A 13966-nucleotide genomic window follows, 5' to 3' on the forward strand; every position below is an offset into this window, starting at 1 on the left:
CGCGTCGAGCTCGATGGCGAAGCGCGATGGGTCGCCCGCCTCTTCGGCGCCCGCACGGGCGAACTCGGGATCGACCGCGAGGTCGAGTTTCACGCGATCTCCGCTGCCGCCGCCCAGGGTTTCGCCCCGCAGGTAGTCGCCTGGTGGCCCGACGACGGCATGCTCGTCACCACGTTCGTCGCGGGCGAAACCCTGTCCCCCCTCACCGCGAGCGAGCCCGCGGCGCTCATGGAGATCGCTGCCGCGCTTCGTCATCATCACGAGGGCCCTCCCTGCGGCGGCCGCTTTCTCGCGGCGGAAATCGTCGATGACTATCTCGGACGATGCCGCGCCGCGGGGGTGAAGCTCCCCGCCGAGATCGGGGCCGCGCTCGCCCGCATCCGCGCGATCTCCGGCGCCACCGCCGCACGACGTGAGGCGGACGGCCTGCGCTCCTGCCACAATGATCTTCTGCCGGGAAATTTCCTCCGCACGAACGACGGCGCCATCTGCATCATCGACTGGGAATACGCCGGCATGGGCGACCGATTTTTCGATCTGGGCAATCTCGCGGTGAATCTCGAGTTCGACGAGGCGGCCTGCGAGAATCTCCTCGCGGCGTATTTCGGCGAATACTCGGCCGCCGACCGCGCGCACCTTCACCTCATGCGCGTCGCCTCCGATCTGCGCGAGGCGATGTGGGGCTTTCTCCAGACCGCAATTTCCGACCTCGACGAGGACTTCGAGACCTATGGCCGCAGGCATCTCTATCGATTCCTCGCGAACGCTTCCGACCCACGCTTCGCCCGCTGGCTGGTCACCCTGCGCTGAGATCTCATGAGCCATCGTTACGACGCCATCGTCATCGGCAGCGGCATCTGCGGCACGAGCCTCGCATTTCATCTCTCCCGCCGCGGCGCGGAGCGCGTGCTGGTCCTCGAACAGGGCGCCCTCTGCAGCGGCACCACCTCCCACGCCCCCGGCCTCGCCGGGCAACTCCGCGCCGACCTCGCGCTCATGCGCATCCTGCGGGAGAGCATCGGCGTCTATGCGGAGTCTGGCGGGGGCGGCTATCAGGCCGTTGGCAGCCTGCGCCTTGCCTCGTCACCGGCCCGATTGCGCGAGCTCGAACGTCAGAAGATTGCGGCCGACGAGGCCGGGCTCGGCAACGCTTTGCTCTCCACCGCCGAGGCGCAATCGCGATTTCCGCTGCTCGATCCGACCGGCGTCGAGGGCGCACTCTGGATTCCTTCCGACGGTTCCGCCGATGCGGTCGCGCTCACGACGTCGCTCCGCCACCACGCGGAATCCCTCGACGTGGAGTTCTGCGCCGGTCTGCGCGTCACCGGCCTGCCGCCGGGAGTGGTCGAAATCGGCGCGGAACGTCTGGAAGCCCCGGTGATCGTGCTCGCGACGGGCATCTGGTCCGGCCCGCTCGCGCGTCTCGCCGGCGTGCATTTGCCGGTCGTTCCGATGCAGCATCAGGTCGTGTGGACCGAGGAGCTCGACATCCTCGATGCCGACAATCCCCTGCCGAACCTCCGCGATCCCGACCACCTCGTGTATTTCCGCCAGGACGGCCGCCGGTTTGTGCTCGGCGGCTACGAACGCAGCCCGCGTCCGCTCGATCCCGCGCTCATCGGCGCTGGCCCCAACCCCAGCGTGCGCTCCTTCGACGCCGCGCACTTTGCGCCGCTCCTCGCCGGCGGGCAGGCCCGCGTCCCGCTCTTCCGCGAACCGGCGGCCCCGTTTTCGAGGACCCTCAACGGCCTCGAGTCCTTCACGCCCGACGGGCACTTTCTCCTCGGCCGCTTCCCGCAACGCCCGGACCTCTGGGCCGCATGCGGATTCTGCGCGCACGGCGTCTCGGGGTCCGGCGGCGTCGGCAAATACGTCGCCGACTGGATCACCGACGGAGCGCCCCCCTTCCCGGCCGATCACATGGATGTCTCGCGTTACCAGGCGCAGCCGCTGTCATTCGCAGAGGCCGCGGAGGCCGTCTGCGGCATCTATTCGACCTACTACGACATCGACCGCAGCGTTTAGCCGCAGCCGCACTTCGAAATTTCCACGCTGCTCCTGGAAACCGCCGGTGGGAGGTGAATGGTGGGGTTGCGGTCGAAGAACCCCACCGGCTTGAGGTGGAAGCCGATGTAGCTGCACGGCATAACGGGCCAGTCTTCCGGGCGCGGGATGTGATGCGCGTTCAGCGTGATCCAGCAGACGACATTCGTGCTCTCGATGGAGCGCTTTTTCTCGATCCACGCAGGCAGGCCATCGATGACCTCGGGAGAACGCTGGTTCGGATAATCGCCTACGGCGTAACGCTCGGCGGCGTCGTAGGGCGTGACCCACAGGTGGTGGTCCATGAAGCCCGCGCGGCGGCGCACCGTCGCCTGTGGCGAGACGAAGGGAAAGGCGTTTTCCGCAAGCATGATCTTGTAGGCCGTCGGCTCGCCGAGAGCGTTGCGACTGCTCGGATTCACCACCTTCCAATACCGCGCGCTCTCGAGGTTCATGTCACGCGCGCATTCCGTGGTGAGCGGCATCGACTCGGCATAGAACGCGTTGCCGTAGGGGTTCGCGTCGCCAGGGGGCTCGCTGCGCGTGTTGACCTCGTGGACGGTGTTCGTCGCACCGTCGAGAAGCATGTCGAGACGCACGGAGAAAATGTGCTGGTGAATCGGCGCGTAGAGACCGGGCGCGACGAGCGTGCCGTAGGGACGCTTCTCACCGGGCGGACGCGCTCCGGTATTGATGATACCGGTGAGCTTGATCTCGTGCTGGATCGTGCCGTCGAGATAGAAATACCAGAAGAAGCCGTATTCGTAATTGCCCACCGTCGAGACGAAGGAAATGACGAGCCGGCGGGAACGGCGAAGCTCGGTCTCGTTCGTGCGCCAGTCGACGTGTTTCCACAGGAAGCCGTAGTCCTCCTCGTGGAGACAAATGGCGTTCTTGATCGTCATCGGTTCGCCCCGACTCGTGACGAGATGCGCGTCGAAATAACGAATCACCCCGAGGCAATCGCAGCCGAGCGCGAGGGAGTTCGCGAGCATGCCGATGCCGTATTCGCCACAGTCGAAGGCGTTCTTGCGGGCGTGATGTAACCGCGCGAAAAGTTTGAAATGGGTCAGCGGACCCCGCGCGAAAGGGTCGCGGCGCTATCGCGAATCTCTCGCGACTCTCGGTCGGATTTTGGTGACCGGGGTGGCGTTTGCCCCGAGGTTCATCAGGCGCTTCATGCCGTCCTCGCGGATCCAGAAGATTTGCGGGCCTTCGGGGAGGACGTCGAAGGGGGCGTAGCCGAGCCAGCTCTGCTGCCCGTAGTAGCGGGCGGGGAGGAGCACCTTGCGCCCGCGCAGGAGCACGCGCTCCTCGGGGCGATACCACAGCGCCGGCCAGGCGTGGCCGCCGCGCAGGGCGCTCGCCGGGTCGACCGTCACCTCTCCGGTCGCCTCGTCGGGAGCGTCCATCGACCGCAGCCAGGGGCCGCCGATCACGGCGGGCCCGACGAGGGCGACGCGGGCGTAAAGCTCGCGCTCCCAGAGCAGGTCGAGCGCGGGCGGGCGGGCGATGTAGCCCTTGCGTGCAAGCCAGCGGCAGGCGGTCCACACGTCGGTGCCAGCCTCGGGGTCGTTGTCGTTGCGGCGATCGGCATCGTGGCCGACGGCCCAGTCCCACAACCGATCGGCGAAGGCCTCGCCGAGGTCGCCGTAGGTGGGCGCGGGCGTGGCGCGCAGGATGTGCGTGAGGCTGTAGCCGACGCAGTGCGTCGTCATACGCTGGGAGATCGGGCGGCCTGGCTTGATGATGACGGGATTTCGCGTGCGTGGCGCGCTGGCGGCGGCGGGCTCCTGCGCCCGCGGGCTGGCCATTGGCTTGACGAGCCGCGCGAGCGGCATGAGGGGCGGGAGCGTCATGGCGTGGGCAGGGTGATGGCTGCGACTTCCTCGGGCGTGGTCGCGGCGCCGACGGCGGCGAGCGCGGCGGCGGCGCAGACCTCGAGCGCCTGGATTTGCTGGCCGTAGCTCACGAGCGCTGCGAGCAGGGCGGAGTTTGCGAGCGTGTGGAGGGTGCCGTCCTGCGCGACGAGCGGCGTCTCGGCCGCGAGGATCGCGGCCTTGGCCGTGTCGTCCGCCGCGCCCAGGAGCGCCGTCTGAATGATCGTGGCAAGCCCGGTAAATTTGTTCCGCCATGCGGGCACTCCAGAGAGCGCAAACTCCGCACCGGCGGGCGTGATGCCGGCGGCGAGGGCCTCGGAGAGCGCGGTGTTGATCTCGCGCACCTTGGCGGCCTTCGCCCTGGCAAGCTTTTGCTCGGCGCTGATCGGCGCGAGCACGTAGGCCGCGATCTCGGCGGCGACGGCCTCGGGCGTCTCGCCACTGGCTGGGCAGCCGAGCGTGCGCGAGTCGAGCGGGTAGTCGCCGGAGTCCTCGTCGGCCGGGCCGGAGGCAAGCTGGAACACGGCCTGCCCGCCCTCGACGCGGAGGATGCGCACGGCGGGCGTTTCCCAGGTGAGGACCGAGCCGACGAGCGCGGCCGTGGAGACTGGCGCGGCGAAAGCGACGGTCGTCGGGTAGAGAGGAGGAGTGGAGACGAAATCAGACATCGAAGTGGAAAATGATTTTTCCCGTGCCGCTGAAGTCGGGGATCCAGCCCCAGATCTCGCCGGTCGTGTTGCGCGGGACTGACTGGAAGCAAAAGTCGCTGCTCGGGTCTTGCGGCGTTAGAACGAAGAGGCCGAAGTAGTCGTTGGCGTAAGGCCAATTGTAAAATTGGGCCGTGCCCGAGCTGTTCCAGGCAAGTTGCATGCCCGACTCCCACTCGCCGTCGGAGAAAATCTCGATGCGCGACAGACGCGCGCCGATCGGCAGGCGGGCGAGAAGCATCGCCGAGACGCTGCCATTGAGGGCAACCTCGCAAGATCCGCGCGAAGCAGGATTGACGATCTCGACGCCGGTCGCCTGAAGATTGAGGCCGTAGGCCGTGCCTGGCCGCGGGCCGATCTGGTAGCCGGCGCATTGGTCGGCATCCATCGGCGCCGCGAGCACGCCGAGCGGGATCAATTCCGCGTCGTCAATGAGGACATCGAGATTCGCGGACGGGAACCCCACATTGAAATTGAGGACTGATCGCTGAGCGACGAACTCTAACGTGTATTTTGCCCACGCCCCGGTCAGGACAATTGTGGCGTAAGTCGTGGAGTTGATGTTGTCGCCGATCTGCACGGCGTTTCCTGCGAGCGACTTCGCCCAAAAGGTGAGGCGATACCGTTTTCCGGCCGTCAATGGGCCTGCGCCCGAGGTGCCGTAATAGGCCCACGCGCCATTGGCTCCAGAGGCCGCAGTCAGGCGCAGAGCGCGGCCGCCGGTGTGGACATCGGAGGTCGATTGAGCAACCGATCCTCCGCCATAGGTATCAGTTGACCAGCCGGTAAACGCCGCGCCGCTGCCCGTCTCGAAGCCGCCGTTGGAGAGCAGGCTCGTCATGCTCACGCCCAGCTCGCTCGGCAGAGGGAGGCCGGCGCGATTGTAGAGCGCGAGGACTTCGTCGGCTGACAGGGCGCGGTTGAAGGGGAATGGCCGCGCGAGCAGGCCGGCAAAATAGTAGCCAGAGCCGGTAGATCCCACATTCAGCGTGGCGACGCTGTAGTTGCTCGCATCGACGGTCGTCCCCGCTGCGATACGGTCGATGTAATACGTGCCCGTCGTGCCGTTTCGCACGTAAGCGACGTGGTGCCACGCTCCAGTGCTGACGGTCGCGGTCGAGGCGGTCAGATTTGCGACGCCGCTAAATACTGCCTGCACGGCTCCCGATGTCGTGAGTTTTAACCCAAACCCGTTCGCCCCGCCGGGCCACAGAATGACCGCGTCTGCGCTCGGCAGAGCGCTGATTTCCAGCCACAGCGCAACGGCGAAATCGCCTGTCCCGACCGCCGGGATGCCGCCTCCCGAAAACGTCGCATATCCCGTCCCGTCGAACGAGATCGCCTTCCCGGCGATGTGCGCGGCGTGGGCGGCGGCGCGAGCGGTGGCCTCGGCGGCGAGCGAGGCTGCCGTGGCGAGCGAGCTGGGCGCGGGATATTCGGGGCCGGCGGGGTCTGGCGCGCCCTCGCCGTTGTAGACCTGGCGACGGAGGAGGCAGGCATGCTGGAAGCTGGTGCGCTGGGTATTGTCCGCGTTCTGGATCTCGACCTCGTTGACCGTGGCGATCGTGGTCTTGGTCGAAGAAAGTGCGGTGAAAGCCGCGGCGACCTCTTCGGTGTTCGTGTCGAGGTCGGCGATGTAATACCAGCCAGCCTCATCGTTGCCCTGCTCCTCGAAGGCGTCGGAGTAATAGAGGAGGGTCGAGCCGCCGAGGACGCTGGCGAGCTTTCCCGAGAAGACGATGGTGCTGCCAGGCTCGAGGCGGACGACCTCGACGGGAGCCGAGGGGTTGCCGGTCTCCTGCACGAAGATGAGGCGCAGGGGGAAGGCGTCGTTCTGGACGAAGTCGGCCTGGCGCAGGGCCGTCAGCCCGCTTTGGCTGGCGAGCGCGGTATTCGCGCCGCGCTCGGAGAGGTTGATGATGATTTCGAGGTAGCGGTCCCAGGCCATGTCGTAAGCGGGAGATTGGTGAGTTTGCACGCCGGCCACGAACGGCCGTGCGGACGGTGCGAGCAGAGCAGGGCGCGAGCGGCGCGACTAACAAGGCTGCGGAGCCTGCAAGGACTCCAATTTGCCCGCGGCCGGATCACCAAAGGCCGCGCGGGCAGGCCGTCGAGCGCCAGGTCACTTTCCGCGGGAGGAAGCAGCCGCACGCGGCGCACGTCTTGTCTGCCTGTCGATACTGGCCGCAGCGGTCACTCTGGCAGATCTCGAGCCGCCGGGCTGCCTCGGCGCTCGAGGGTGGTCGCTGGCCCTTCACCGTGGCGCCGGCCTCGGCAACGAGCTGGCGAGCGAACGTCGCGGTCCGTTCCGGGATGCCAGGCAGCGGCGGGGTGAGGATCTCGGCCGGCGGAGCGAGCCTCCAGCGGTTAAGGGGGCAAGTTTCGAGCGGGCCGCCGAAGTCGAGCGAGCCTGCCCGGCGCGCCTCACACGGGGCGGGACAGGCCCGGCAAATGGCGGCGCGATGATCGGCAAGGGTCTTCATGCCGGGAATCCGTTCGGCCCGCCGTCCGCGACTGGGTCGTAGTCCGGGAGAAAGCTATAGGCGAGGATCGCGATGGTTCGAGCCCCCGTTTCAGCAGGGAGTTCAATATCCTCTTCGCCCGTCTCGATTGGCGTCTCCCATTCCTCGACAGGCACGCAAGGATTGCTAGTCGCCTGCCACACATAAGGAGTTAAGTTCGTGACAACAGGATCGCCATAGCCCGGGGTATACGTCTCTTGTAGCCAGACCTTCAGATAACATGTTGGCGAAGGCGGGTGGACGATTTTGTATTGAGCTTTCGTTGCCGAGAACGAAGCAATCCCGAACCTTGCAAAACTTGCACTTGCCTCCCCGTCCCCCCAAGCGCCGAAGTCTGGAAAGTGCTCCTCTGCCTCGGCCTTCACACTCGCCAAAGTCACTTCCTCGGAAAAGACGACGGATTCACTACCATAGTCGTAAGCACCAAATTCATCGCTCCAGTCCCATTCATAACCCCATGAGGTTGCGGTGACTATGCGCGGGCCTTTAATGGGAGTGGGGCCGCGGGAAGAAGTTAATGCCCCTCCGCAATCTTCGTCGCAAGTCGGCTCTTCCCCCGACCAGTCTATAGCAGTTTCACAAGTTCCGCCTCCTGAGTCGCTGTCAGAACCAGAGTCGGGTCCTCCACCGCCAAAAGCCCATGACCAGACGCCCACTTGCTTCCGGAAGGCGGCGCTTCCGTCATACCAAATGTTTCGATAATAGCACCCCGGCACATAGAGGTAGCTCGATCTCGAAAGGAGCGTCGGGACGCAGGCTGGAGTATCGCAGCAGTTACAAGACATTGTTAGCTCCCCCCCTCCGAAGTGATCGTGAACACAAATTCCATCGGATTGCTGAACCAGACCGGGCAGAGCGTCCCTTCGATCGGGCCGTAGCGCGTGTTGAATACAGTGAGCGCGGGCGAGGTGTAGTTGTATTCTCCGATTTTGAGGAAAATCGTCTCCTCGTCGTTCTCCGGCATTTCTGCCCCGTGATCGATTGCGATCTCTGTGATCGCACCCCCGTCGAGAGTCATCTCCGCCCACACGATATTGTCGCCTGCTTTCGGCGTAAGGAGTAATGGCGGGTCGTCCATTTCCGAAAATCCGGTCGGCTCGATGAACATGATCTCGCTCTTGACGACTCGGACGCGTGGCAACGGCGGGGTGCCTGGCTGCGAGGTGGCGACCAGCTCGAAACCGCGTCGCACGCGCGAAATTGGAATGGTCGCAGGCGGCGGCGAGCCGGCGAGCCGCGCGATCGTGACTCCGTTCGGCCCCTGCCGGACGCCGGTGCCGCGCACGCGCAGGCTGCGGAGGCAGCTGGTCACGCCCTGCGCCCAGGCAAGGATGTCGTCACCACGGCGGGGTGTGTCGGGGATCGAGGGCATTAGCCGTAGACGAGGCCGTAGAGAGTGGCGTCGCTGCCGCGGCGGCCCTCCCATTCCTTGGATTGCCGGAAGCGGCCGTTCTCACGGGTGGAGCGGTCGGCGGCTTTGAAATAAGTCCACCCGCCGGAAGGGACACCGCAGGACGAGGGCGGGGCCTCAACGTTCAAAATACTCGTCGCCCCGTTCGGGCGCTTTGCAGTGTAGGTGGTCGCCCGGGCGATCGGGAAGACGTGCTCGTAGTCGTTCCAGCCGGATTCCTTGAGGGACTTGTAGTTCGACAGGCTCCACGTGCCTCCGTTGACATCCTGCACATCGAGGGCGGCCCAGTGGTCCCACGTGCGCTGGGCCACGGTCTTGTCGCCGGCATCGTCGGGGGATTCGAACCGCGGGTTGCTGGTCGAGTTGTAGGCCTTGTCGGGAAACTCGTAATATGGGCGATCTTCCTTGAGATTCGGGCACTTCGGGTGCCGCTCGATCGGTCGGCTCTCGGTGCCCCAGTCGCGTTCGTAGATTGCATCGTCGCCGCCGGCCGGCGTCGCGGGGGGGCCGCTGAAGTAGAGCGTCATCTTTCCCTCGTTGGACTGGCCGGGCTCGAGCGTAATGCGGGCGATCGTAAGGCCGCCGGCGACCTTGGGATGCGCCGCCGCGAGACTCGGCAGATTGCGACGCAGGGCTTCGTAGAGGCCGGTGGCTTCGATCTTCGCCGTCGTGCCGTCGAGCGTGTAATCGTAAAAGGGCCGCTTCCATTCGATGCGGTCCTTGTTGTTGTTCTTCCCGATCTTGGTGACTGGAGGCATGGCTAGAATACGGAGCCGGCGTTCGCGCCCTGCTGGTTGATGATCTGCACGGGAATGGGCTTTTGCGTGAGCTTGCGCACGTCGCTGGCGATCGTGCTGCCGAGCTGGCCGCGCTCCGCCGTGGTGTCGAATACCTTCGGGGCTGCCGCGTAGGCGGCGCTGAATTGGTTCTTCGCCTCGAGTGCCGCGCCGGCGATCGTCTTGAGCGCCGCGCCGAAGTCGAAGCTCGTCGGCACGTTCTCCGCGACGCCGCCGAGCGCGCGGCCGATGCGGGAGTTCGAGTTGCCGAGGATGATGCCGGCCTGGATGCCCTGAGCGCTGGCGAGGTTGCGGTTGCTGCCGGCGAGGGCCTGCATCTCCTTGCCGAGCGCGCCCTTGCCGGGGATGTTCCCGAGGATCTGGCCGAAGACATCGAGCAGCTCGGCCTTGACGGCGGTGATGATGGCGAGGAACGAGACCTTGAAGCCCTCGAGCGTCTGGGGATCCGTGAGCGCCTCGAGCACGAGCGCGATGCCTTTACCGAGGCCACTGAGGATGCCGGAGAAAATGCCGGCGAAGCCTGCGCCCAGCGCCGGAAGCGCCTTGCCAAGGAAGCCGATCCCGATGCCGAGCACCTTCTGGAGCAGCGGGCCGAAGCTCGTCGTTCCGGCGGTGAAGGCGGCGACGTAGTTGTTCACCGCCTCCTTGAAGGCGATGGTGAGCGAGAGGCCGATCACCTTGCCGAGGTCGCCTCCCTTGATGACAGCGAACGCCGCAGTGAGGCCGCCGGCGAGATTCTCGCCGATGCTTCCGGCGATGGGGGCAAGCCTGCCGAGGAGGTCTGTGGCCTCGATCAGGACCGGCTTCAGCGCGCTCGCGACGGGTGCGCCGAAGCGCCGCAGGAACTCGTCCCAGGCGTCGCCGAGAGTCGAGGCGAGGCCGGCGAAGACACGGCTCTGCGCGGAGGTGTTTCCGAAGAAGCGCCCGCCGGCCGACGTGGCCGAGCGGAAAGCGGCGGCCATCATGTCGGCAGTGATGTTGCCCTTCTCCATGTCCTCGCGGAGGTCGACCATGGAGCGGCCGGTCGTGCGTGCCATCTCCTGGAGCGGGTTGAACCCGGCGTTGATGAGCTGGAGCAGATCCTGCCCCTGAAGCTTGCCGGCGCTCGTCGCCTGGGAAAACGCGAGCGTGAGGCTGTCGAGCTTCTCCTGCGACGTGCCGGCGATGTCGCCGAGCATCTTGAGCGTGGGCACGACTTGATCGCTGGCGACGCCGAACGCGAGCAATGTCTTCGCATTCGAGGCGAGCCCGGCAGTGCCGAAGGGCGTGACATTCGCGAACTGCCGAAGCTCGCCGAGCAGGGCCTTGGCCTTCGCGCCGCTGCCGAGCATCACGGCGAACTCGGCATTCATACTCTCCATGTCCGCCGCGAGCGTGATGGGCCGCTTGAGTGTGTCGACGATGCCGTCGAGGATGCCCTTCGCACTGGCGAGACCGGTGAGCACGTTCCCGGCCTGGCTGCCCACGGAGAGCAGCCCGCGCAATGCGCCCTGGGCGGCCTTGAGCGGGTTGATGAACCCGCCGGCGCCGAGCTGGAGTGTGTAGGAGAGGACGGTGGCCATCAGGTGTCGAGAGGCGAGAGTCGAGAGACGAGAGCTTTACGCGCGAAGCGCATCGAGCACGTCGAGATCGGCGTAGGTTGGCCCGCGCAGTTCGCGGCCTTCTCGGGCCATGGCCGCAGCCTCGAGGCACCACAGCTCGGCCAGCGGCACTTCCCACCAGATCTGTTCCCGAGTGAGGCTCGGGTAGCGGTGGAGCACGCGCTCATAGAGCTGGAGGATCCAGCCTAGGCCGGCGTCGCGGGGGCCAAGGTGTCCAAAGGGTCCTTCCCGGCGACCTCCGGCGCAGCGTTGAGATCCACGCCCGGCATCGTCGCGAGACCGTCGCGGATGAGCTGCGTGACCTTCGCTGTGATCTCGGCGAGGGCAGCGACCGTCATGCCCGACGTGGCCTCGAAGGCCGCGTCGTCGAACTTGTCCATGCCCTGGGCGATCAGCCCGCGCGCCTGGCGCGGGAACGCGAAGATGTAGAAGGCGCGCTGCTGATCGGCGATCTTCACCTCGCGATCCTCCTTGCCGAGCATCACGGCGATGAGCGGGTGGTCGATCGCCTCGAGCATGCCGAGGATGCCGAGGCCGCACTGCGAGACCTCGTAGCCGCAGATCGTGATGTTCGCCGGGTAGAAGGTCTTGAGCACGCGGGAGGGCGTGCGTCCGGCGCCCTTCGCGAGGGCGCCTTGCGTGTTGAGCACGAACTTTTCCTGCTCGGGCGTGAGTTTGGGAAGGTCGGTTTTGGCCATAGAATTTAGCTGAGGGCGCGGTATTTCGTGGCGCGGATGGAGACGCGCTGGGCGTCCTTGTTCGCCCAACGCAGCTCGCACTCGTCGACGAGCGCGTCGACGACGCCGGCGATGGTGATCTCGTCGCCGCGCGCGGGCAGGTCCACGCTCGACTGCATGAGCGCCTCGAACTCGCACTCGTCCTTGTCGTCGAAATAGATCACGCAGAACGTCTCGCCGTCCTCGTCCTGAAGCTCGACCTTCTCGCCGCCGAGCTTCGTGCTGGCGCTCTGAATGACGCCGAGGCCGGCGACGTCGCCGGTGCCCCACGTGATAAGATTGTTACCTTTGATGACTGCGGCCATGGGATCAGATTGCGACGGGTTGGATTTCAGGCTCGGGGAGAGCGGTGTAAATTTGGAAGGTGAGGCGGTAGGCGTGCAGTGGCGCGCCGTCGGTATCGAGCACGGCCTGCCGGCCGGTGTATTCGAAGCGCTCGCTCGTCAGCTCTGCTGGAAGCGAGAGGCCGCGGACGTGGTCGCGCACGTCCTGGCATTTCACGAGCAGGGCAGGCTTGCCGTGTTTGCCGAGCCACGCGCCGGCCTTGGCTTTGCCGGGCAGGCCCGCGCTCATCGCGGCGTAGATGGCGATCGTCTGCTTGATGATGCCGGTCTCGGGCTGGTCCTCATTCGCTGGGGCGTCGCCTTCGTCTGAAAGGACGAGGCGCAGGGCGTTCGGCGCGCTGGAGAGCATCTCGAGCACCTGAGCGAGATCGCCCGCGACGGAGATGTCGGCGCGGTCCTCGGTGCCGAGGCCGAAGCGCGCCTCGAGCGACTCGAGCAGGAGGCGGAGAAGGTCGACATTATTAATGGCGACGCTCATACCGCGAGACTCCGGCTGGCCGTGCGCGAGGGCTCGGCAATGATGACGGCGCCGAGCTTCGCGACGGTCGGGAAATCCGTGGGCGCGGGCGAGAGGTTCGAGCCGATCGCCTGGAGCTGTTTTCGCAGGGCGTTTGCCTGGGCGGCCCAGGGGTTCTTGTCGTCCTCGACCCCGCGGCGCTTGTAGATCAGCTCACACGCGAATGTGCGCGCCGCGAGCGAGACGAGCGAAGGGAGCGGCGCAGCGAACGGCACCGTGAAACGCGCGGAGAGAAGGCCGTCGATCTGCTCGCCCGCCTGGGCGGCGACGAGGTCGAAAATGCCCGCGTCCTCGGCGCCGTCGTTGTCGTCGTCGAGCGCCTCGAGCAAATGCGCCGCCGGAATGGCGCCGCGCAGATTGTCGAGAGTGAGGTAGGGCATCGGAGAAGTGGCTTGGCTGATTTGAGGCCCGCCCTTGCCCGGGCGAGCCTCCCTATCAACCGGGGTTGATTTGGTTGAGAATTAGGCGAGGGCGTCCGCGCCGGTGGAGCCGTAGGCAAACTCCGGAAGGCCGTAACCGACGTTGTAGCGGCCGTAGGCCTGGTAGAGGTATTCGCCCTTGAGGAGCACATGGCTGTCGTTGTCGTTCGTCACCATGTTGGTCGAGGGCTGCAGTTCGGTCTGCACGATCACGGGTTTGATCTGCTTGCCGGCTTCGATGAGGAACCAGGCCGTGTCGCTGTAGGAGGCCAACTCGGGAATCACGAGCGGCCGAGCCGTGCCCTTGTTCACGTTGGTCTGCGACGCGGTTCCCTCAGCATTGGGGATCGTGTCGGCGATGAGGATCTCGCGAGCTTTCGCTTCCAGGGCGGGAGGCACGACGAGCACGAGGTCCGCACCGAGACGCATCGCGCGGCCCTCGGCATTCAGGCGGCCCTTGAGATTGGCGCGGGCCGTTTCGAAGGTGGAAGCGGCGAGGACGTGCGTGTCTTTGTTCGTGAACTTAACCGCCTTCGCGTGGGCCTTCTTGTCGGTGTCGAAGAAGTTTTTGCCGGTGTAGTCCTTGCTTGCAAATCCCTCCGAGAGGAGTTTCGCGACGAGCTCGCCGGGGTGCATTCGAGCCGCCTCGCCCATCGTGGTGACGAGCGGCGTGTAGACGCCGAGCTTGTCCCGCTGGATGTCGACGCGCTTCACAGGAATGGTGTCGTGCCACTCCTTGTTTTTGATCGTCCAACCGTGGCGGACGAGGTTCTTGAGCGTGACCTCGCCCAGGAGTTCCTCCATACCCGGAATGGCGCCGAGCCAGTGGTATTCCTCCTCCGCGCCAGTGGAGGACGACTCCATGGCGAGTTGAAGGAACCAGGGGTCGGGGATGCCCTGGTAGGCTTTGTCGAAAAGTTTCTGGAACCCTTTTTTAACGGAGTTCAGTGCTGCGGTGCTGATTTCCATGGCGGTGATTGATGTCGGT

General features: G+C 65.8%; 17 protein-coding genes. 2 read left to right on the forward strand and 15 right to left on the reverse strand.

Features of this window, described 5'->3' with window-relative positions:
- A partial coding sequence (locus tag VIM61_00385; protein HEY8898858.1) for a phosphotransferase occupies positions 1-810 on the forward strand: 810 nt, incomplete at its 5' end.
- Positions 811-816: 6 nt separating this feature from the next.
- Positions 817-2025, forward strand: a complete 1209-nt coding sequence (locus tag VIM61_00390; protein HEY8898859.1) for an FAD-binding oxidoreductase — start codon at positions 817-819, stop codon at positions 2023-2025.
- Here the strand turns inward: VIM61_00390 and VIM61_00395 are convergent.
- The 15 genes from VIM61_00395 to VIM61_00465 form a co-directional block, all read right to left on the reverse strand.
- Positions 2022-3116 (reverse strand): hypothetical protein, encoded by a 1095-nt coding sequence (locus VIM61_00395; protein ID HEY8898860.1) that lies wholly within the window; start codon positions 3114-3116, stop codon positions 2022-2024. The two genes, VIM61_00390 and VIM61_00395, sit on opposite strands and share 4 nt — an antisense overlap.
- 27 nt (positions 3117-3143) lie before the next feature.
- On the reverse strand, positions 3144-3902 hold the full coding sequence (locus VIM61_00400) for a hypothetical protein (GenBank protein ID HEY8898861.1): 759 nt from the start codon (positions 3900-3902) through the stop codon (positions 3144-3146).
- Positions 3899-4591 (reverse strand): hypothetical protein, encoded by a 693-nt coding sequence (locus tag VIM61_00405; GenBank protein ID HEY8898862.1) that lies wholly within the window; start codon positions 4589-4591, stop codon positions 3899-3901. Before VIM61_00405 ends, VIM61_00400 begins: the two co-directional genes overlap by 4 nt.
- Positions 4584-6608 (reverse strand): LamG-like jellyroll fold domain-containing protein, encoded by a 2025-nt coding sequence (locus tag VIM61_00410; GenBank protein HEY8898863.1) that lies wholly within the window; start codon positions 6606-6608, stop codon positions 4584-4586. The genes VIM61_00405 and VIM61_00410 overlap by 8 nt, the downstream gene beginning before the upstream one ends.
- A 106-nt stretch (positions 6609-6714) precedes the next feature.
- Positions 6715-7113, reverse strand: coding sequence for a hypothetical protein (locus tag VIM61_00415; GenBank protein HEY8898864.1), 399 nt, complete (start codon positions 7111-7113; stop codon positions 6715-6717).
- Positions 7110-7517 (reverse strand): hypothetical protein, encoded by a 408-nt coding sequence (locus tag VIM61_00420; GenBank protein HEY8898865.1) that lies wholly within the window; start codon positions 7515-7517, stop codon positions 7110-7112. Before VIM61_00420 ends, VIM61_00415 begins: the two co-directional genes overlap by 4 nt.
- Before the next feature lie 422 nt (positions 7518-7939).
- On the reverse strand, positions 7940-8524 hold the full coding sequence (locus VIM61_00425) for a hypothetical protein (GenBank protein HEY8898866.1): 585 nt from the start codon (positions 8522-8524) through the stop codon (positions 7940-7942).
- On the reverse strand, positions 8524-9321 hold the full coding sequence (locus VIM61_00430; protein HEY8898867.1) for a hypothetical protein: 798 nt from the start codon (positions 9319-9321) through the stop codon (positions 8524-8526). Before VIM61_00430 ends, VIM61_00425 begins: the two co-directional genes overlap by 1 nt.
- Before the next feature lie 2 nt (positions 9322-9323).
- Entirely contained in the window at positions 9324-10922 is a 1599-nt protein-coding gene (locus VIM61_00435; GenBank protein ID HEY8898868.1) for a tape measure protein, read from the reverse strand.
- Positions 10923-10958: 36 nt separating this feature from the next.
- Positions 10959-11120 carry a hypothetical protein gene (locus tag VIM61_00440; GenBank protein ID HEY8898869.1) on the reverse strand — a complete coding sequence of 54 codons (162 nt, stop codon included), beginning with the start codon at positions 11118-11120 and terminating at the stop codon, positions 10959-10961.
- Between the two features lie 26 nt (positions 11121-11146).
- Positions 11147-11659, reverse strand: a complete 513-nt coding sequence (locus tag VIM61_00445; GenBank protein ID HEY8898870.1) for a hypothetical protein — start codon at positions 11657-11659, stop codon at positions 11147-11149.
- A gap of 5 nt (positions 11660-11664) precedes the next feature.
- Positions 11665-12003 carry a hypothetical protein gene (locus tag VIM61_00450; protein HEY8898871.1) on the reverse strand — a complete coding sequence of 113 codons (339 nt, stop codon included), beginning with the start codon at positions 12001-12003 and terminating at the stop codon, positions 11665-11667.
- A gap of 4 nt (positions 12004-12007) precedes the next feature.
- A complete protein-coding gene (locus VIM61_00455; protein HEY8898872.1) occupies positions 12008-12520 on the reverse strand; it encodes a hypothetical protein in 513 nt (170 codons plus the stop codon).
- Complete coding sequence (locus VIM61_00460) at positions 12517-12939, reverse strand: phage protein Gp36 family protein (GenBank protein HEY8898873.1); 423 nt, start codon at positions 12937-12939, stop codon at positions 12517-12519. The genes VIM61_00455 and VIM61_00460 overlap by 4 nt, the downstream gene beginning before the upstream one ends.
- Before the next feature lie 81 nt (positions 12940-13020).
- Positions 13021-13947, reverse strand: a complete 927-nt coding sequence (locus VIM61_00465; GenBank protein HEY8898874.1) for a Mu-like prophage major head subunit gpT family protein — start codon at positions 13945-13947, stop codon at positions 13021-13023.
- Positions 13948-13966 lie beyond the last annotated feature (19 nt).

The sequence above is a fragment of the Chthoniobacterales bacterium genome, from assembly GCA_036569045.1.
In the GTDB taxonomy this organism is placed as follows: Bacteria; Verrucomicrobiota; Verrucomicrobiia; order Chthoniobacterales; family JAATET01; genus JAATET01.

Bases quoted from the DNA above. Each gene is read 5' to 3' on its own strand.
- VIM61_00415 (HEY8898864.1), bottom strand. From the start codon at position 7,113: ATGAAGACCCTTGCCGATCATCGCGCCGCCATTTGCCGGGCCTGTCCC.
- VIM61_00405 (HEY8898862.1), bottom strand. From the start codon at position 4,591: ATGTCTGATTTCGTCTCCACTCCTCCTCTCTACCCGACGACCGTCGCT.
- VIM61_00430 (HEY8898867.1), bottom strand. From the start codon at position 9,321: ATGCCTCCAGTCACCAAGATCGGGAAGAACAACAACAAGGACCGCATC.
- VIM61_00460 (HEY8898873.1), bottom strand. From the start codon at position 12,939: ATGCCCTACCTCACTCTCGACAATCTGCGCGGCGCCATTCCGGCGGCG.
- VIM61_00445 (HEY8898870.1), bottom strand. From the start codon at position 11,659: ATGGCCAAAACCGACCTTCCCAAACTCACGCCCGAGCAGGAAAAGTTC.
- VIM61_00390 (HEY8898859.1), top strand. From the start codon at position 817: ATGAGCCATCGTTACGACGCCATCGTCATCGGCAGCGGCATCTGCGGC.
- VIM61_00400 (HEY8898861.1), bottom strand. From the start codon at position 3,902: ATGACGCTCCCGCCCCTCATGCCGCTCGCGCGGCTCGTCAAGCCAATG.
- VIM61_00425 (HEY8898866.1), bottom strand. From the start codon at position 8,524: ATGCCCTCGATCCCCGACACACCCCGCCGTGGTGACGACATCCTTGCC.
- VIM61_00435 (HEY8898868.1), bottom strand. From the start codon at position 10,922: ATGGCCACCGTCCTCTCCTACACACTCCAGCTCGGCGCCGGCGGGTTC.
- VIM61_00450 (HEY8898871.1), bottom strand. From the start codon at position 12,003: ATGGCCGCAGTCATCAAAGGTAACAATCTTATCACGTGGGGCACCGGC.
- VIM61_00465 (HEY8898874.1), bottom strand. From the start codon at position 13,947: ATGGAAATCAGCACCGCAGCACTGAACTCCGTTAAAAAAGGGTTCCAG.
- VIM61_00455 (HEY8898872.1), bottom strand. From the start codon at position 12,520: ATGAGCGTCGCCATTAATAATGTCGACCTTCTCCGCCTCCTGCTCGAG.